This window comes from Nonomuraea sp. NPDC048916 (genome assembly GCF_040649575.1).
Lineage (GTDB): Bacteria > Actinomycetota > Actinomycetes > Streptosporangiales > Streptosporangiaceae > Nonomuraea.
Window position 1 is genome coordinate 101,464 of sequence record NZ_JBEZFS010000003.1, and the last position, 18,310, is coordinate 119,773.

Here is an 18,310-nt window from a genome sequence, read left to right on the forward strand (position 1 = left end):
GGGTGGCGCCCCTGCGGCGCCACCCGGTTTTTCTTTTCCTGCGTTCCTGCGAGTGCCCGTGACCGCCTGCGACCGCCTGCGACCGCCCGCGACTGCCCGCGACCGCCTGCGACCGCCCGCGCCGCCTCCGGCCACGGCACGCCGTCGCGAAGACCCTGAGCGGTGGCCTGAGCGAAGACCTGGCCGACCGTCCGGGGCCGCACCCGGTCCGAAGAAGTCCGGTTGATCGGGCACCATCGGTGTCATGAGCTTCGTACCTCCTGGCACCGGGTGGCCGGACGATTCCGCGACCGCTGACACCCCGGTCGCCCACGACGCCGCCGACGTCCGCCGTCTCGCCACCACCAGCCCCACCCTCGCGGAGCTCACCGCCCGGGTGTCCGTCTGCCGCGCCTGTGCCCGCCTGGTGGAGTGGCGTGAGGAGACCGCCCGGGTGAAGCGATGGGCGTTCGCGGACGAGACCTACTGGGGCCGGCCGGTCGCGGGCTGGGGCGACGACCACCCGCGCATCCTGATCGTCGGCCTCGCGCCGGCCGCCCACGGGGGCAACAGGACCGGGCGGATCTTCACCGGTGACCGCAGCGGCGACTGGCTGTTCGCCTCACTGCACCGCTGCGGCCTGGCCGTACAGGAGACCAGCGAGCACGCGGGCGACGGGCAGAAGCTCATCGGCACCCGGATGCTGGCGTCCGTGCGGTGCGCGCCGCCCGCCAACAAGCCCACGCCGGACGAGAGGAACACCTGCCTTCCCTGGATGGCGCGGGAGTTGGCCACGGTCGCGCCGAGCGTGCGGGTGATCGTCGCGCTCGGCGGGTTCGCCTGGCAGGCCATGTGGCCGGCGCTGAAGGAGGCGGGCTACGGGCTGCCGCCCAGCAGGCCGAGGTTCGGGCACGGCGTGGAGGTCGAGGCGACGCACGGCGAGGCGGCGGTGACGCTGATCGGCTGTTATCACCCCAGCCAGCAGAACACGTTCACCGGCAGGGTGACCGCGCGAATGCTCGACGACATCTTCACCAGAGCCGCCGCGCTGGCGCTGTGACGCGCGTCATGGGTCACGGATTGGTAATCGGGAGGGTGCATGACGTAGGCTTGTGAAAGCTTTCACAAGCATTCCACGAGGATGGGCCTCAGGATGAACAAGCACATCTTGATCGTCGGCGGCGGTTACGTCGGCCTGTACACCGCGCTGAGACTGCAGCGCAGACTCCACCGTGAGCTGCGCGGCGGTGAGGTGAGCATCACCATCATCGACCCCCAGTCCTACATGACCTACCAGCCGTTCCTGCCGGAGGCGGCGGCCGGCAACCTCTCACCCCGGCACGTGGTCGCGCCGCTGCGGCGGGTGCTGCCCAAGGTGCGGATCCTGAACGGCACCGTCACCAGGGTCGACCACGCCGGGCGCAGCGTCACCTTCCAGCCCGCCGAGGGCGAGCCCCGGCAGATCGGCTACGACCTCATCGTGATGGCGGCCGGCTCGATCTCGCGCACTCTGCCGATCCCCGGCCTCACCGACATCGGCATCGGCCTCAAGACCGTGGGTGAGGCCATCGCGCTGCGCAACCGGGTCCTGCACCTGCTCGACGTGGCCGAGTCCACCGACGATCCCGAGGTGCGCCGCCGGGCGCTCACGTTCGTCGTGGTCGGCGCGGGCTTCGCGGGCGTCGAGGTGCTGGCCGAGCTGGAGGACATGGCCAGGCACTCGACGCGTTACTACCGCAACATCAAGCCGTCCGACATCCGCTGGGTGCTCGTCGAGGCCACGCGGCGGGTGCTGCCCGAGGTCGGCCCCGAGATGGGCAAGTGGACGCTGGAGCAGCTTCGCGAGCGTGGGATCGACGTCAAGCTCGACACGCGCCTGGAGTCGTGCGTCGACGGCCACGTGGTGCTCTCCGACGGCTCGGCGTTCGACGCGGACACCCTCGTGTGGACCGCGGGGGTCAAGCCGAGCACGGTGGTGCAGGCCAGTGACCTGCCGCTCGACGAGCGCGGCCGGGTCAAGACGACCACCATGCTGACCGTCGCGGGCACCTCCGACGCCTTCGCCGCCGGCGACGCGGCCGGTGTGCCCGACGTCACGAACCCGGGCCAGTACTGCGCTCCGAACGCCCAGCACGCGGTGCGGCAGGCCAAGGTGCTCGCCGACAACATCGTCCGCCGGCTGCGGGGGGAGGCAACTGGCTGATTACCGCCATAAGTATGTCGGGTCGGTTGCCGGTCTCGGCCTGCACCAAGGCGTCGCGAACGTCTACGGGGTCAAGCTTCGTGGATTCCCTGCGTGGTTCATGCACCGGACCTACCATCTGTCGCGGGTGCCGACGCTGAACCGCAAGGTCAGAGTCGTCGTCGACTGGACCCTCGCGCTCTTCTTCAAGCGGGAGACCATCTCACTGGGTGAGATGGAACACCCGCGCGACGGGTTCAGGGCAGCCGTGGCGACGACTCATCGCTAGCCCCGGTACGGCAGCGCCCCGGTGTCCTCACGCCGGGGCGTTCTCGGCGCCCGTGAGATCTTCGGACGAGAGGGGATCCTCGGGTGGGTCTCTCTGCGGTGACCGTGCTCGGCGTCGACCGGCCCGGCGTCATCGCCGCGGTCACCGGCTCGCTCGCAGACTGCGGAGCGAACATTCAGGACTCGACGATGACGCTGCTCGGCGGCCACGTGGCGATGATGCTGCTGGTCTCCGGCGACCTCAGCCCGGAGCAGCTCGCCAAGCAGCTCTGCACCCTCGACCTGGTGGTGACCGCCTCGGCCGTCGAGGCCCGCCGCCACTTCGGCTGCAGGGCCGGCGGCCTCGGCTACGTCCTGACCCTCCACGGCCCCGACCGGCCGGGCATCATCTCCGCCGTCAGCGGCGCGCTGGCCTCGGTCGGCGGCAACATCACCGGCATGAGCACCCGGCTCACCGGACGCCTCTACGTGCTCATCGCCGACGTCGACATCCCCGAGCAGGTCGACGTGGCCGCGCTCATGTGCGACCTGGCCGCCGTGGGCTCGGGGCTCGACTCCGAGATAACCTTCCGCCCCGTCGAACCCGACCTGCTGTGAACGGGCCCGCCGGACGGGCCCGTCACGTGCTCGGCGCCCCGCATCCGCTCCTGTCCACCTCCGCCGAGCAGGTGGATCCCACCGACCCGAACGTGGTCGCCGCCGCGGCCGACCTGCTCGCCACCCTGCGCGTCGAGCCGAGCCTGACCGGCCTGGCCGCGCCCCAGATCGGGCTGAGCTGGCGGCTGATCGCCTTCGACGCGGGCCGCCATCCGCGCAGCCGTTCGTGGGCGGGCGAGCTGGTCGTGGTCAACCCGCTCCTCGCACAGGCCTCGACCTGGTGCGGCGGGCGCGAGGGCTGCGCCTCCGTCACCGGTCTCACCGCGGACGTACGCCGCGCGACCCGCATCACCGTGCACGGACGGCTACCGGGAACGGGTGATCCGGTCACCATTGAAGCCGATTCCTTCGAAGCTCGGTGCATTCAGCACCAACTGGACCATCTAGACGGTTTACTCTTCCTTGACAGAGTCCCTGGTGCCTTGGCACTTCACCGCAAACTACACAGTTGTGACAGCTGATGCGAAGTTGTGCTCCTCGGGAGCATGTTCCCTTTCGTATGATTGCGGCGCCCCCGTAGCCCAATGGCAGAGGCAAACCCCTTAAAAGGGTTGACGTGCGGGTTCGAATCCCGCCGGGGGCACCGGCCTCTACCATGGGAAACCGATCTTTCAACCACCCTCGGCGACGGGGGAACTTCACCAGCGACACGTTCGTTCTCTCGCTGCTGAAGTCTCGAAACCACATAGATCTGAGCGCGAGTCGACCTAGGTGACGCCGGGTCTCGTAGGCTCGGCGCAGGAGGCAGCGATGGAGAGCAGAAACCCCGTTTTCAACAGGTCCCGGCAGCAGGCCGGGGCATGGGCGCCACCCGCCCCGACCCCCGACCAGTTGCAGCACATGTACGACTCCCCGTCGTACGCACCCCCGACCCAACCCGCCTACCGCACGATGACGATCGACGACGTCGTGGTCCGCGGGTTCATGACCCTGGGCACGCTCGTCGTGGCCGCCGCGCTGGCGTGGTACTTCGAGGTCCCGATGGGCGTCGCCGTCGGCTCGGCCATCGTCGCGTTGGTGCTGGGGCTGGTCGCCTCGTTCAAGCAGAGCACCAGCCCGGCCCTCATCCTGGCCTACGCCGCGTTCCAGGGCGTGTTCCTGGGCGCGCTCAGCAGCCTCTTCCAGTCGGTCTTCGACAACAACATCGTGCTCCAGGCGGTCCTCGGCACGGCATTCGCCTTCGGCAGCGTGCTGGCCGTCTACGCCCTGCGCATCGTGCGCGTCACGCCGAAGGTCACCAAGTTCGTCATCGCGGCGGCCATCGCGGCGCTCGGCCTGATGCTGGTCAACCTGCTCGTCGGCTTGTTCCACGACGGCGGCATCGGCATCCGCACCGACTCCCCGCTCGGGTGGATCTTCAGCATCGCGATGATCCTGATCGGCTGTTTCTTCCTGCTGCTCGACTTCGACGCCGTCGAGCAGGGCATCAAGCAGGGCGCTCCCGAGAAGTTCGCCTGGCAGTGCGCGTTCGGCCTGACGCTGAGCCTGGTCTGGATCTACCTTGAGGTGCTCCGCTTCATCAGCTACTTCAGCGGTAACGACTGAGTTTGAGAGCGACGAGGGCCCCGCCGATCCGGTGGGGCCCTTCTGCTGTGCGGCTCCGCTGCGAGTTTCGGTTGCGAGGCTCGGCCGCGAGGCTCTGTTGTCCGGCCGGACATGAACCTCATGTAACGAATTGGTGCCGACTTGGGGGTTGCCTTTCCGGTGGCGGTGTTGCAGTGTCGAGCAAAGGACCTTAATCCGTGGAGGTGCCCATGTCCTTGAACCACTCACCGGAGACGCAGACGAAGCTCATCGCAAGGGTCCCGACGATAACGGGACGCCAGCTCCCCGAGTGGTTCCAAGCCATCGACAACGGTCCGTCGTTCCTCAGGTGTGACGAGCGGGCCAACTGGCTCGCCGACGAGCACGGGCTGACCCACGGCTACGCCGCCGCGATCGTCCACGAACACGAGCGGCACCGCCGTAATCGCATGGGCTTCATTTAGAGGCCTCCCCGACTCGCGCCCGTGCCCTCGGTACGGGCGCGTCATCATGGGGGGATGGATCAAGACAGGGCACGAGAGTTCCTCCGGCGCAACCATCGCGCCGTGCTGCAGACCCGGCATCGCGACGGCCGCCCACAGCTGTCACCGGTGACGGTCGGCGTCGACGCGGGCGGCCATGTGGTCATCAGCACCAGGGAGACGGCGGTCAAGACACGGAATGTCCGCCGTGATCCCCATGTGTCGATCTGCGTCTTCACGGACGCGTTCTTCGGCGAGTGGGTCCAGGTCGACGGGCGGGCCGAGGTCGTCTCGCTGCCGGAGGCCATGGACCATCTGGTCACCTACTACCGCGACATGGCGGGCGAGCACCCCGACTGGGACGACTACCGCGCCGCGATGATCCGCGAGCGCCGCGTCATCCTCCGGGTCACGCTCACTCACGCGGGCCCCGACTTCCAGGGCTAGGCGGCAGGTCGCCCCGGCCACCCGAAGGGGCCGGGGCGACGTCGGCTGCTAGCTCAGCCGCTCGAGGATCATGGCCATGCCCTGGCCGCCGCCGACGCACATCGTCTCCAGCCCGATGGACTTGTCGTGGTGCTGGAGGCTGTTGATCAGCGTGGAGGTGATGCGAGCCCCGGTCATGCCGAACGGGTGGCCCACCGCGATCGCGCCGCCGTTGACGTTGAGGCGGTCGAGGTCGATGCCCAGCTCCCGGTAGGACGGGATGACCTGGGCCGCGAACGCCTCGTTGATCTCGACCAGGTCGATGTCCTCGATCGCCATCCCGGCGCGGGCGAGCGCCTGCTTCGACGCCTCGACCGGGCCGAGGCCCATGATCTCGGGCGACAGGCCGGTGACCCCGGTGGAGACGATGCGGGCCAGCGGCGTGATGCCGAGCTCGGCCGCCTTCACGTCGCTCATCACGATGACCGCAGCCGCGCCGTCGTTCAGCGGGCAGCAGTTGCCCGCCGTGACCGTGCCGTCGGGCCGGAAGACCGGCTTGAGCGACGACACGGCCTCGTAGGTGGTGCCGGCGCGTGGCCCGTCGTCCTTGCTGACCACGGTGCCGTCGGGCAGCGTGGCCGGGGTGATGTCCTTCTGCCAGAAGCCGTCGGCCAGCGCCTTCTCGGCGAGGTTCTGGGAGCGTACGCCGAACTCGTCCTGCTCCTTGCGGCTGATGCCCTTGAGCTGGGCGAGGTTCTCGGCGGTCTGGCCCATGGCGATGTAGATGTCGGGCAGCGAGCCGTCGTCGCGCGGGTCGTGCCAGGTGTGGCCGCCCTCGCCGAACGACTTGCTCCTGGCCACGGCGTCGCCGAAGAGAGGGTTCTGCGTGTCGGGCAGCGAGTCGGAGTTGCCCTTGACGAAACGTGACACCACTTCGACCCCGGCCGAGACGAAGACGTCGCCCTCGCCGGCCTTGATCGCGTGGAACGCCATCCTCGTGGTCTGCAGCGAGGAGGAACAGTAGCGGGTGATCGTGGTGCCCGGCACGTTGTCCAGGCCCAGCATCACCGACACCACGCGGCCCATGTTGAACCCCTGCTCGCCGCCGGGCAGACCGCATCCCAGCATGATGTCGTCGATCGTCGTGGGATCGAGCTGGGGCACCTTGTCCAGCGCGGCCCTGATCATCTGCACGGTCAGGTTGTCGGGACGGATGTCCTTCAGTGACCCCTTGAACGCACGGCCGATGGGGGAGCGTGCGGTTGCGACGATGACTGCCTCGGGCATGTTGGCCCCTCCTTTGTCAGCACTCTTCTAGAACTATATTTCAGTATTGTCGGCATGCTCGTCGCCCCCCTCCCGGTAATTTCCGCTCGATTGCACGAACGTGTGAGATCGGGGCTTCTAGCCGTACATACCCGGTGCCGTGGCGGTGCTGTCGTTGAGAGCGTGCATCGCGCCCTTCTCGTCGCGCCACAGACGCCAGCCGTCCTGACTGCCTGTGTACCAGGAGGGTGGGGCCGAGGAGCTCGTGACGCGCTTGCCGGTCGCGAGGTCATAGTCGCAGACGGCCGCGACCGAGTAGAAGCCGGGAGCCTGGCCGCGCAGCGGGAGGGGCTTGGGGTCGGTGACGCAGAAGGACCAGCCGCGCTCCTCCTCGATCGGGACCTGCCGGCCCGTGGTGAGGTCGAAGGTCGTGCCCTCGGTGTCGTGCTTCAGGAAACCCAGCTTCTCCATGCGGTCGGGGAAGGCCAGCCACCAGCCCGAGCCGGGCACCTCCGAGGCGGTGATCTGGCCGACCACGCGTCCGGTGTCGGAGTCGAGCCGGGCGAACCCGCCGTAGGCGCCGTGCTGGTCGACCGGGCGGACCACCGGGGCGAGGCCCGGGCTGCCGCTGGGATAGACGCGCACGACCGAGGGGCGCATCCAGTTGACCGTGCCATCAGCGATCTTGATGGAGAAGAGGCCGAACGCCGAGGCCTTCTTCGTCCGCGGGTTCGTGTAGGGGGCGACGTAGCCGACGAGGTCGTCGCCGGTCGCGCCGAAGGCCCACCCGCCGGACAGGTCGATGCCGGGCCCGAGCGCCTGCTCGATCGGCTGCTGCCACTGCAGCTTGCCGGTCTTGAGCTCGTACGACTCGATCATGGGGTTGGACGAGAGCCGGAGCAGCAGCACCCGCTCGGAGTCGGACCACTCGACCTCGGCGATGCCGGGCAGCTTCCACTTCAGCTCGCCTGTGGCCGGATCGAGCACGACCACGCGCGCCGACGACAGCGCGGTCTGCTCCGGCAGGCAGATGTACGGGCCGCAGCGCTGGGGGCCGAAGGTGGAGTGGACGGGCCTGGTCCACTTCTGCCGGCCGGTGCGGGCGTCGCGGGCGATGAGCGTGGCGTTCCAGTGGCTCGTCTTGGCCGGGTCGAGCGCGACGACGACGGCCTGGTCCTTGCCGGTGGGCACGATGGCCGGAGCCGAGACCCCCATGCCCGGCAGCCGGCCCGCCATCGTGGCGGGGTGGGCCCAGAGCGTCTTGCCGCCGGCGAGGTCGAGCGCGACGGTCTCCAGAGCCCCGTCGGGTTTCATGGACGTGGCCGTGACGACCCCGCTTGCGGTGGTCATCCGGCTGACGGCGTTGACCTGGGTGTTGTGCCATGTCGGGAAGGCGGCCGTGGCGGCGTCGCTGTCGGAGCAGCCTGCCAGGACCAGGATCCCGGCGAGGGCCAGGGCGGGTTTCGCGAGGGGCCGGAGCACGATCAATCCACTCCAAAGGAGACGAAGAGTGACGGCTCTGGCGCGGAGGGCGACCGGAATCAGGCGTCGTTGAGCATCTCTCCGTCTCGCCTGCGGAACAACGTCGCCCATCTGCCGTGGGGACCTGTCGCCCGTCCTGCGACCCGGGTCGGGGACACCTCGGTGCCGGACTCCTCCGCGGCAGTGGCCGCCGCTAGGTAAATCGGTTGCAGTCCTTCGCCACGCCCGGGTCGCGGCTCAGGCCACAATCCCAACGCAGCGCATACAGAAGGTAGCACCGCGTAAGCGGCCTGTGCGTAACCTCGGTCAGATGGATGGAAACGATCCGGTCCGAACATCTCGCCCGGATTTGTTGCGAATTCGGGACCCAAGACGTCGGCGAACGCCACCGTGCGCCCGCCCGCGTCCACCACCGCGACGGTCTGCGCGGCCGCCAGCTGCCGGCTCCAGCGCCTGGTCACCCAGCGCAGCGGCTGGGCGATGGGCCGCACCGTGCCGAGGTCGGGACAGGTGCCCACGACCACCTCCGCACCGGCCTCGCGCAGCCGCCGCACCGCCTTGGTGAGGTGTCGCACGGCCGTCGCGGGCGGGGTCTGCGTGACCACGTCGTTGGCGCCAACGAAGATCACGGCCACCTCGGGTTGGAGCCTCACGGCCTTGTCGACCTGCTCGCCGAGCTCCGCGGACGGGGTGCCCGACTTGCCGAGCACGCTGAGCCGCACCGGCCGCTCGGCCACGGCGGCCAGGCCGTTGGCGATCAGCACGGCGGGGGTCTTGCCCGGCTCGCTCACGCCCAGGCCCACCGAGGTCGAATCACCCAGCATGACCATGTTGAGCGGAAATCCGGAGAACTCTCCGTAGATGCCGTCGGATGCCGGTCCTTCGAGTCCGTGGGGGCGCCCGATCACCTTGCGGGCCAGCATGCTCTCGGCGATCAGCAGGCCGTAGGCCGTGGCTCCCAGGGCCGTCAGGCCCCCGCCCCCCAGCGCGGCCGCTGTCGCGATCCTGCGGGCGGCTCGCGCCACCCCCGCCGACCAGACCACGTGGGTGACCTCCTCATCGGAACTCGACGGTAGCGTTTGCTTGAAACTAGCCGAGAGCCCGCCACCCATACGCGACCTCGGCATCGAGCAAGCTGATCAAGCTTCGGCAAAGAAGGTGAACACCTCGGTGCGCGTTTATGATTCCCTGGTCGACCTGATGGGTGACACACCCCTCGTCCGGCTGCACAAGGTCACTTCCGGCCTGCCTGCCCAGGTGCTCGCCAAGGTCGAGTACTTCAACCCAGGCGGTTCGGTGAAGGACCGCATCGCCGTCCGCATGATCGAGGCGGCGGAGGCGTCCGGCGAGCTGCGCCCGGGCGGCGTCATCGTCGAGCCGACGTCCGGCAACACCGGCGTGGGCCTGGCCATCGTGGCCCAGCAGAAGGGCTACCGGTGCCTGTTCGTGGTGCCCGACAAGGTGGCCCAGGACAAGATCGCAGTGCTGCGGGCCTATGGCGCCGATGTCGTGGTCTGCCCGACCGCGGTCGCGCCCGACCACCCCGAGTCCTACTACTCGGTCTCCGACCGGCTGGCCCGGGAGACGCCCAACGCCTGGAAGCCCGACCAGTATTCCAACGTCAACAACCCCGACTCCCACTACCACTCGACCGGCCCCGAGCTGTGGGAGCAGACCGAGGGCCGGATCACCCACTTCGTCGCGGGCATCGGCACCGGAGGCACGATCAGCGGCACCGGCCGCTACCTCAAGGAGGTCTCCGGCGGCCGGGTCAAGATCATCGGCGCCGACCCCGAAGGGTCCGTCTACTCCGGCGGCTCCGGCCGGCCCTACCTGGTCGAGGGGGTCGGCGAGGACATCTGGCCGGCCACCTACGACACGGAGATCTGCGACCGGATCATCGCGGTCTCCGACAAGGACTCCTTCAACATGACCCGCCGCCTGGCCCGCGAGGAGGGGCTGCTGGTCGGCGGCTCGTGCGGGATGGCCGTGGTGGCCGCGCTCCAGGTGGCGGCCGAGGCCGGGCCCGACGACGTGGTGGTCGTGCTGCTGCCCGACGGCGGCCGGGGCTACCTGTCCAAGATCTTCAACGACGACTGGATGGCCGACTACGGCTTCCTGACCACCTCGTCCGACGAGGGCCTGGTGGGCGACGTGCTGGCCCGCAAGGGGCCCGGGCTGCCGGAGTTCGTGCACGCGCACCCTTACGAGACGGTCGGCACGGCCATCTCCATCATGCGCGAATACTCGGTCTCGCAGCTCCCGGTGATGAAGGAGGAGCCGCCGGTCATGGCGGCCGAGGTGGTCGGCTCGATCGTCGAGCGCGACCTGCTGGAGGCGCTCTACCGCGGCAAGCTGTCGTCCGACGACCCGATCAGCGAGCACATGTCGTCACCGCTGCCCACCATCGGCGGCGGCGAGCCCGTGGCCCGCGCGGTCGAGGCCCTGGAGAAGGCCGACGCCGCGGTGGTGCTGGAAGAGGGCAAGCCCGTCGGGCTGATCACCCGACAGGACCTGCTCGCCTTCCTGGCCAACCACTAGGACACGGATCGCCTTCCTGGCCAACCACTAGGACACGGATCGCCTCTCTGGCCAACCACTAGGAATCGGATCCAGGAATCGGATCCAGACACGGATCTCTAGGACGAGACGGATCGTGGTGCCGGGCCTCCGCGCCCGGCACCCGCGATCACGGCAGCGGGAACTCGGCGACCACTTCCCAGGCGCCCTCGGGGGTCGGGCCCGCGTGGAGCCGGCCGCCCAGCACCTCGACCCGCTCGGCCATTCCGACCAGCCCGAACCCGCCGCCGAGGTGGACCACCCGGGCATCGGACGCTGAGCCGAAGTTGCGCACCCGCAACACCGCCACCCGGTCGAAGAGCCGCAGGCCGGCCTCGACCCAGGCCGCTCCCGGCGCGTGCTTGCGGACGTTGGTGAGCGCCTCGCGCAGCACCCGGTGGAGCGTCGTCATCACCTCGGGCGGCAGGGTGGCGTCGTCGATGCCCGGCCCGATCTCGAACGCGACGCGGGGCCCGTTCGCCGAGAACCGCTCGGTCAGCAGGCGCAGGTCGGCCAGCGAGGTGCCCGGCGTGCGGGCCGCCTCGTCTCCGTCGCGCAGCACGGTGACCAGCCGCCGCATCGAGGTGAGCGCCTCACCGCCGGCGCCGGCGATCGCGTCCAGGGCGGGCAGCACGGCCTCGGGCTTCATCTCGGCCACCGTACGGGCGGCCTGCGCCTGCACCACGATGCCGGTGATGTGGTGGGCCACCAGGTCGTGCAGCTCCCTGGCCAGCTCCAGGCGCTCGCTGCGTCGTACGGACTGGATGGCCTCCGTACGGCGCTCCTGCTGGAAGCGGAGGTAGCCGCCGGCGCCGGCGGCCATCGACCAGCCCGCGAACAGCAGGAACGAGGAGGCCAGCCCGCTGTTCTGGAAGTCGCGCGCCGAGCCCTCCGCCAGGAGCACCACCAGCGCGCCGACGGACAGCGTCGCGGCCCGCCTGACCGGCTGGACGTGGCGCAGCACGCCGATGGTGAGCACGAGCAGCGCGCCGCTCTCCGCGGAGCCGGGCACGCCGCCGAAGCCGATGACGCCCATGGTCAGGGAGACGCCGGAGGATAGGGCCAGCAGGACGGCGAGACTCGCCACGCGATGCCGTCGCCGCAGCGTCACGGCCGCGATGCCGGCCGCCCCGGTGATCGGGACGAGCCACTGGAGCCCGCCGACGCTGAACGCCAAGGCCAGGTCGATCAGCAGCATCAAGCCCAGCCAGCCGAGCATGGCGAGCTCGCTCAGCCGGCGGATCCAGTAGACGATGCGTTTGGAGTCCCCCACCCCACGCAGCCTAGGCCGGAGGTCGCAGAGGCCGTATCGGCCGTTCGGCCGAGCCGGGCGCGCGGGAACCGGCCCTTCAACGGAGGCACGGCCAGGCTGCCAGTGGCGATGCTGAATTCTGATGCTGGATTCCGACGAAGGGGGACGGAGACATGATGGTCATCGGATTCGCGTTACTGGGTGCCGGGCTGGTCATCGGGGTGCTGCTCGCTCTGGCCGATCCCGTGCTGCTCTCGCGCGTCAACGGGGAGCACGCGGAGGGCGGCAGCGGCCGCCACCTCGACCGGGCCACGGTGGTGCGGCTGGCCGAGCGCGGCGGCGACGACAGGCGCGAGCCTGCCGCCGCCTGAGTGCCCGCTCACGCGAGCCTGCTCCGCCTGCGGCCCGGCCTGCCCGGATCGTCCGCTCGCGCGGGCCTGGCGCGGGCCTCCGGCGCCGTGGGGGACGGCGTCTCCCGGCCCGCGATCCGGCGGGGGACGGACCGCGGGCCGCTTCCGTTACGGTGGCCATATGACCAACGGTTTCGAAACTCTGGCGATCCACGCAGGTCAGGAGCCCGACCCGCTGACCGGCGCGGTCGTGCCTCCGATCTATGCGACGTCCACCTACAAGCAGGACGGTGTGGGCGGCCTGCGTTCCGGATACGAATACAGCCGCTCGGCCAACCCCACCAGGACGGCGCTCGAAGAGGCGCTGGCCGCGGTGGAGGGTGGAGCGCGAGGGCTGGCGTTCGCCTCCGGCCTGGCGGCCGAGGACACCCTGCTGCGTGCGCTGTGCAAACCGCAGGACCACGTGATCATCCCGAATGACGCCTACGGCGGCACCTACCGCCTGTTCGCCAAGGTGCACTCGCGCTGGGACCTGCACTTCGACCCGGTGCCGCTCGGCGACCTCGACGCCGTGGCCGGCGCCATGACGCAGAAGACCAAGATCGTGTGGGTGGAGACGCCGACCAACCCGCTGCTCGGCATCGCCGACCTCGCGGCCCTGGCCCACCTGGCGCACGAGAACGGAGCGCTGCTGGTCGTCGACAACACCTTCGCCTCGCCGTATCTTCAGCAGCCGCTGGCGCTGGGCGCCGACGTCGTCGTGCACTCCACGACCAAGTACATCGGCGGCCACTCCGACGTGGTCGGCGGCGCGCTGGTGGCCGCGGACCAGGGGATCGGCGACGAGCTGGCCTACCACCAGAACGCGATGGGCGCCGTGGCCGGGCCGTTCGACGCGTGGCTCACGCTGCGCGGGCTCAAGACGCTCGGCGTGCGCATGGACCGCCACTGCGACAACGCCGAGCGGGTCGTCGACCTGCTGCTCGCCCACCCGCGCGTGACACAGGTGCTCTACCCGGGGCTCGGCGAGCACGCCGGGCACGAGGTGGCCGCCAAGCAGATGAAGAGGTTCGGCGGCATGGTGTCGTTCCGCGTGGCGGGCGGCGAGGTCGAGGCCGTCGAGGTGTGCGACAGGGCCAAGCTCTTCACGCTCGGCGAGTCGCTCGGCGGGGTCGAGTCGCTCATCGAGCACCCGGGCCGGATGACGCACGCCTCCGCGGCCGGCTCGCCGCTCGAGGTGCCCGCCGACCTCGTGCGGCTGTCGGTCGGCATCGAGACCGTTGACGACCTGCTCGCCGATCTCTCCCAGGCGCTGGGTTAGGTCGGCACCACCATCAGGAACAGGATGACCAGCCAGATCACCGCCAGCAGGCCGCTGATGGCGGCGATCCGGCCGTTCTGCACCTTGGCGTCGTCGTCCGGGCTCTCGCTGGAGAGCGCCCGGACGGCGGTGCGCAGGTCACGGTCGATGATCACGACCAGCACGATGGCCACGATGAACAGCGTCATCGACGCCGTCATGTACCACTTGCCGAGCACACCGCCGCCCATGACCACGCCGAGCGCGATCCCGAACACCAGCACGCCGAGCGAGCCGATGCTGTAGACGCGCGTGGTGCGCTGGATGTTCTGCAGGACGGGCACGTTCTTGGTGCGGATGGCACGCGGCGCGGCCATCGTCACCGCGGTGAGCGGACCGATCGCGAAGATGGCGAAGCCGATGTGCAGCCACAGAAGCAGGGACATGCCGGAGAGACTAGTCCCCGACGATCTCGACCGGGGACTCGACACACTCTTTGCGCTCAGAGGAGCGGCGCATGATGACTTCGGTGGCGGCGACGGCGATGATCATCAACGCGATCAGAAGAATCGTGGCAATCATGAGGCCCCCTCCTTCCCTGTGTCGGACGGAAATATCGTCCGTAATGACTAGAGGCCCGCGCAACGGAATAAGTTCAGCGCGGGTAGGGTTGAGAACCGTCGCTTTTCTCTTACCCTTCGGATACAAAGGAGTTCCCTCCGTGGCCATCAGGCATGTCGAGCCCTATACCGATGAGTGGCTGCAGCAGCCCGTCTGCTACGTGCAGCGCGTCGTCGGCCGGCTCGGAGCCGAGGTGGCCGACTGGTGGGAGGGTCCCTGCGATCCGCGTGACGCCACCGTCCGGCTGGTCGACGGCAGCGCGCTGGTGTGGGACGAGGAGAGCGGCTGGCGGCTCGGCCGCTTCGTCTCCGGCGGGCGCGACCGGCACACCGAGCTGTCCGGAGTCCGTTACCTGGGCGGCGGCCTGCTGCCCCGGCCGGAGCGGGTGCCCGCGGCCCTGGCCGACGCCCGCGCGGGCGTGGGCGCCAGCAGCGCCTGGCGTCCCTGTTATCGCTCACACCGCAACTGCCGCGACGGGTTCGACGTCGCCCTCGACTTCTACGTCCGGCTCGTCGACGCCTGAGCCTCAGCGGGCGCGGCGCAGCCGCAGGAAGTCGCTGACCACGTATTCGCCCAGGCGGTCGGCGCTGGGGGAGAAGACCCGGCCGCCGTTGCGGCGCGCCACCTCGTCCACGAACTCCTGCAGCCGCTCGTCGCCCGCCAGCATGAAGACGTTGATGGTCGCCCGCCGGCGTGTCATCTTGTCCACCTCCGCCAGCGTGAGCTCCAGCGTCTCGCTCGACGGCGGCCATTCGAACGCCGAGCGGCCGTTGCGCATCAGGTGGGCCGTGGGCTCGCCGTCGGTGACCACCAGCACCACCGGCTCGAAGTCGGGATGGCGGTCCAGGTGGCGCCCGGCGATGAGTAGGGCGTGGTGCAGGTTGGTGCCCTGGACCATGTCCCAGTCGAGCCCGGCCAGCTCATCGGGCTGCAGCACCCGCGCGTAGTTGGAGAAGCCGATGATCTGTACGGCGTCCTGCGGGAACTTGGCGGCCACCAGCGCCTGCAGGGCCAGCGCCGTCTGCTTGGCGGCGGCCCAGGTGCCGCGCAGGGCCATCGAGTAGGACAGGTCGACCAGCAGGCAGACGGCGGCCGCGCTGCGCCGCTCGGTCTCGGCCACCTCGAAGTCGTCCACCGACAGCCGCACCGCGCCCGGCGCGCGGCCGGGCTCCCGCCGGAGGCCGCCGTTGCGGACCCCGTTGACCAGCGTGCGCACCACGTCGATGGGCTGCTCGTCGCCGAAACGCCACGGCCGGGAGGATCCGGTCAGCTCGCCGGCCGAGCCCGCGTCGTGCTGGTCGTGATCGCCGCGGCGCCCCGCGTCGAGCGAGGAGAACACCCGGCGCAGCGCCGTCTCGCCGAGCCGCCGCACGGCCTTGGGGGTGAGCTCCAGCTTGCCGCGGCGGCGCAGGAGGTAGCCCTGCTCCTCCAGCTCCCGCTCGATCCGGCGCAGGGCCTCCAGGTCGTCGACGGCCGAGCGGCCGAGAGCGCGGCGGACCGCGGCCTCGTCGACGTCGTCGAGCCGGGCGCCCGGGTAGTCCTGGCGCAGCGCCGACTCCAGCTGCGTGAGGTCGGCCAGCTCCTCCAGCGCGGTGACGGAGTCGCCCATGCCCAGCGGCTCCTCGCCGGCCAGCCGCTCGGGGGTGTTCCAGGCCAGGTCGGGGCGGCGGGCGAGGAGGGCGTCACCGAGCCTGCGCATCTGCTCGGACAGGCCCTCCTGGTCGAGGGTCTGGTTGATCAGGTTGGCCAGCTCCTCGCGCTGGCGCGGGGTCAGGGAGGCCAGCATGCGCTGGGTGGCCGCGGCGCGCCGGGCCAGGAGGTCGACGAGCTCTTCGAGGTTTCGCGGCCGCTCGGAGAACAGGTCGCCATATTTCCCCATGAAGGACTCGAAATCGGCCTGGGTGTGCTCGCCTCGGGCGTCCTTGTCCAGCATGTCGTTCAAATCCGACATCATCTGCCGGATCCGCTCCATCGCCGCCGGATCCGGATGGGCCAGCGCGTCACGCAGGCCCTTGAACTGGCTGTCGAGCACCTCGCGCCGCAGCAGGTCGCGCAGCTCCTCGAAGGTCTGCCGGGCGGCGCCCGAACGCCACTCGTAGGAGCTCAGCTGCTGGATCGCGCTCGCCGTGTCGTCCGGCAGCCCGTCGAGCTCCGACTCGCGCAGCCGGGCGTCGTCGGACGGGTCGGGGAAGAGCTCGGCGCGCTCCTGGCCGATGGCCTTGTCGAGCAGGGCCCGCGCCTTCTCCAGGGTGCCGTCGAGCCGGCCGCGCTCGCGCAGCTCCCGGCGGCGGCGGCGTACCTCTCTGAGCATGTCGTCGAGGCCCTTGCGGTCGCTCGCGCCCGGCAGCCCGCGCTTGAGCAGGTCGCGCAGGGCGTGCACGGGCGTAGAGCCGGACAGGATGGCGTCGCCCATCTCGTCGAGCGCCGCACGAACGTCGTACGGCGCCGCAAGGGGGTCAGGGCCGTCGAAATACTCGCCATAGCGGTAGGCCATCACGAACCCACGCTAACCCGAGAACCCCGGCCCCGCGCCCCCTGGGCGACGCTCACGTGCGGTAGACGGTGACGCCGTCGAGATCGTCCTTGGACAGGCGGCGCATGAGGTAGAGGCCCTCCAGCGCGAACTCCAGGGCGGACGCGGCGTGACCGGGAGACTCCTCGCCCTCGCCCATGCCCAGCTTGGACATGATCTTGGCGAGGCCCTCGACGGGACCGATGCGGTGCAGCAGCTCGCCGGCCGCGACCAGCTCGCCCGACTCCACCTGGTTGCCCTCGGAGAACTTGTCGGTCAGCGGCGACAGCTCGACACCGCCCAGCCGGCTCCGGAACGTCTCGGCCGTGGCCCGGCGCAGCAGGTGGGCCAGGATCTCGGTCTCCCTGCCCTCCTCGCTGACCTCGAACTCCACCTTGCCGCGCAGGCTGTGGACGATGTTGGCCAGGTCGCACACGCGCGTGACCGCCCGCTCCTCGCCGGTGAGCGCCGCCCTGCGCACGGCCGAGGCCGAGGCGGTCTCGGCGGCCGCGATCGAGAACCGCGCCGAGACGCCCGAGCGCGCGTCGACGGAGGTGGACTCGCGGACCAGCCGGGTGAACCGGGCGATCACCTCGACCAGGTGCTCGGGGACGTCCGCCCCGATGTCCGGCACGGACTCCTGGCGGATCAGCTTGAGCTCGTCCTCGACCGTCAGCGGGTAGTGGGTGCGGACCTCCGCGCCGAAGCGGTCCTTCAGCGGCGTGATGATCCGGCCGCGGTTGGTGTAGTCCTCGGGGTTGGCGCTGGCGATGAGCAGGATGTCGAGCGGCAGGCGCAGGTTGTAGCCGCGTACCTGGATGTCGCGCTCCTCCAGCACGTTGAGCAGCGACACCTGGATGCGCTCGGCCAGGTCGGGCAGCTCGTTGACGGAGAACACGCCGCGGTTGGTGCGCGGGACGAGCCCGTAGTGGACGGTCTCCGGGTCGCCGAGCCGGCGGCCTTCGGCGATCTTGATCGGGTCGACGTCGCCGATCAGGTCGCCGACGGAGGTGTCGGGCGTGGCGAGTTTCTCGCCGTAGCGCTCGTCACGGTGCTTCCACGCCACGGGCAGCTCGTCGCCCAGCTCGCTCGCCAGCGTGACGCAGCGCGTGCAGACGGGTGAATAGGGGTGGTCGTTGATCTCACACCCCTCGACCACCGGTGTCCACTCGTCGAGGAGACCGGTGACGGTGCGGATGAGCCGGGTCTTGCCCTGGCCCCGCTCACCGAGCAGGACCAGATCGTGCCCGGCCAGTAGGGCCCGCTCCAGATGGGGCAGGACGGTGTCGTCGAAGCCCACGATGCCTGGAAAACGGGGCTCACCTGCTCGCAGCTTGGCCAGCAGGTTTTCGCGGACCTCTGCTTTCACGGTGCGATGAGCGTGACCGCTCTCTCGCAACTCGCGGAGGTTTAGAGGCTGATGCACGGGA

Annotated in this window: 18 protein-coding genes, 1 tRNA gene and 1 pseudogene; 12 read left to right on the forward strand and 8 right to left on the reverse strand. The window is 70.0% G+C overall.

From position 1 onward, the window contains the following. The first annotated feature begins 244 nt into the window (after positions 1–244). From AB0C16_RS03445 to AB0C16_RS03480, 8 genes and pseudogenes are all read left to right on the forward strand, one after another. Positions 245–1,039, forward strand: coding sequence for a uracil-DNA glycosylase (locus AB0C16_RS03445; protein ID WP_357678410.1), 795 nt, complete (start codon positions 245–247; stop codon positions 1,037–1,039). 93 nt (positions 1,040–1,132) lie between these two features. Next, a pseudogene (locus tag AB0C16_RS03450) lies at positions 1,133–2,450 on the forward strand (NAD(P)/FAD-dependent oxidoreductase). A gap of 83 nt (positions 2,451–2,533) precedes the next feature. Next, positions 2,534–3,046 carry an ACT domain-containing protein gene (locus AB0C16_RS03455; RefSeq protein ID WP_357678411.1) on the forward strand — a complete coding sequence of 171 codons (513 nt, stop codon included), beginning with the start codon at positions 2,534–2,536 and terminating at the stop codon, positions 3,044–3,046. Next, complete coding sequence (locus AB0C16_RS03460) at positions 3,043–3,567, forward strand: peptide deformylase (protein ID WP_357678413.1); 525 nt, start codon at positions 3,043–3,045, stop codon at positions 3,565–3,567. Before AB0C16_RS03455 ends, AB0C16_RS03460 begins: the two co-directional genes overlap by 4 nt. Before the next feature lie 49 nt (positions 3,568–3,616). Then, positions 3,617–3,689, forward strand: a tRNA-Leu gene (locus AB0C16_RS03465). 167 nt (positions 3,690–3,856) lie between these two features. After that, positions 3,857–4,651 carry a Bax inhibitor-1/YccA family protein gene (locus AB0C16_RS03470; protein ID WP_357678415.1) on the forward strand — a complete coding sequence of 265 codons (795 nt, stop codon included), beginning with the start codon at positions 3,857–3,859 and terminating at the stop codon, positions 4,649–4,651. Between the two features lie 209 nt (positions 4,652–4,860). After that, the gene (locus AB0C16_RS03475) at positions 4,861–5,094 is read left to right on the forward strand and encodes a DUF4287 domain-containing protein (protein WP_357678417.1); all 234 of its coding nucleotides are present in this window, start codon (positions 4,861–4,863) and stop codon (positions 5,092–5,094) included. Between the two features lie 54 nt (positions 5,095–5,148). Next, positions 5,149–5,559, forward strand: coding sequence for a PPOX class F420-dependent oxidoreductase (locus AB0C16_RS03480; protein ID WP_357678419.1), 411 nt, complete (start codon positions 5,149–5,151; stop codon positions 5,557–5,559). 48 nt (positions 5,560–5,607) lie between these two features. On the opposite strand, the gene AB0C16_RS03485 is transcribed toward AB0C16_RS03480, so the two are convergent. From AB0C16_RS03485 to AB0C16_RS03495, 3 genes are all read right to left on the reverse strand, one after another. Continuing rightward, entirely contained in the window at positions 5,608–6,825 is a 1,218-nt protein-coding gene (locus AB0C16_RS03485) for an acetyl-CoA C-acetyltransferase (RefSeq protein WP_357678420.1), read from the reverse strand. Between the two features lie 117 nt (positions 6,826–6,942). Further along, positions 6,943–8,286, reverse strand: coding sequence for a PQQ-binding-like beta-propeller repeat protein (locus AB0C16_RS03490; protein ID WP_357678422.1), 1,344 nt, complete (start codon positions 8,284–8,286; stop codon positions 6,943–6,945). Positions 8,287–8,345: 59 nt separating this feature from the next. Next, a complete protein-coding gene (locus AB0C16_RS03495) occupies positions 8,346–9,329 on the reverse strand; it encodes an SGNH/GDSL hydrolase family protein (protein WP_357678424.1) in 984 nt (327 codons plus the stop codon). A 127-nt stretch (positions 9,330–9,456) separates the two neighbouring features. On the opposite strand from AB0C16_RS03495, the gene AB0C16_RS03500 reads away from it, so the two are divergent. After that, positions 9,457–10,827: a cystathionine beta-synthase gene (locus AB0C16_RS03500; RefSeq protein WP_357678425.1), complete on the forward strand. Its 1,371-nt coding sequence runs from the start codon at positions 9,457–9,459 to the stop codon at positions 10,825–10,827. Between the two features lie 148 nt (positions 10,828–10,975). On the opposite strand, the gene AB0C16_RS03505 is transcribed toward AB0C16_RS03500, so the two are convergent. Further along, entirely contained in the window at positions 10,976–12,118 is a 1,143-nt protein-coding gene (locus tag AB0C16_RS03505; RefSeq protein ID WP_357678427.1) for a histidine kinase, read from the reverse strand. Positions 12,119–12,270: 152 nt separating this feature from the next. On the opposite strand from AB0C16_RS03505, the gene AB0C16_RS03510 reads away from it, so the two are divergent. Both AB0C16_RS03510 and AB0C16_RS03515 read left to right on the forward strand, forming a co-directional pair. Next, positions 12,271–12,468 carry a hypothetical protein gene (locus AB0C16_RS03510; protein ID WP_357678429.1) on the forward strand — a complete coding sequence of 66 codons (198 nt, stop codon included), beginning with the start codon at positions 12,271–12,273 and terminating at the stop codon, positions 12,466–12,468. 160 nt (positions 12,469–12,628) lie between these two features. Beyond that, entirely contained in the window at positions 12,629–13,768 is a 1,140-nt protein-coding gene (locus AB0C16_RS03515; protein ID WP_357678431.1) for a cystathionine gamma-synthase, read from the forward strand. Here the strand turns inward: AB0C16_RS03515 and AB0C16_RS03520 are convergent. Next, the gene (locus AB0C16_RS03520) at positions 13,765–14,193 is read right to left on the reverse strand and encodes a DUF2269 family protein (RefSeq protein ID WP_357678433.1); all 429 of its coding nucleotides are present in this window, start codon (positions 14,191–14,193) and stop codon (positions 13,765–13,767) included. The genes AB0C16_RS03515 and AB0C16_RS03520 overlap by 4 nt on opposite strands. A gap of 10 nt (positions 14,194–14,203) precedes the next feature. After that, entirely contained in the window at positions 14,204–14,329 is a 126-nt protein-coding gene (locus tag AB0C16_RS03525) for a hypothetical protein (protein ID WP_357678435.1), read from the reverse strand. 139 nt (positions 14,330–14,468) lie between these two features. Here AB0C16_RS03525 and AB0C16_RS03530 point away from each other — a divergent pair, with 139 nt between their 5' ends. Next, entirely contained in the window at positions 14,469–14,891 is a 423-nt protein-coding gene (locus AB0C16_RS03530; RefSeq protein ID WP_357678437.1) for a DUF6292 family protein, read from the forward strand. A gap of 3 nt (positions 14,892–14,894) precedes the next feature. Here AB0C16_RS03530 and AB0C16_RS03535 read toward each other — a convergent pair whose 3' ends face one another. Next, complete coding sequence (locus AB0C16_RS03535; RefSeq protein ID WP_357678793.1) at positions 14,895–16,862, reverse strand: hypothetical protein; 1,968 nt, start codon at positions 16,860–16,862, stop codon at positions 14,895–14,897. 52 nt (positions 16,863–16,914) lie between these two features. Then, complete coding sequence (locus AB0C16_RS03540) at positions 16,915–18,306, reverse strand: sigma 54-interacting transcriptional regulator (protein WP_357678438.1); 1,392 nt, start codon at positions 18,304–18,306, stop codon at positions 16,915–16,917. Between the last annotated feature and the right edge of the window lie 4 nt (positions 18,307–18,310).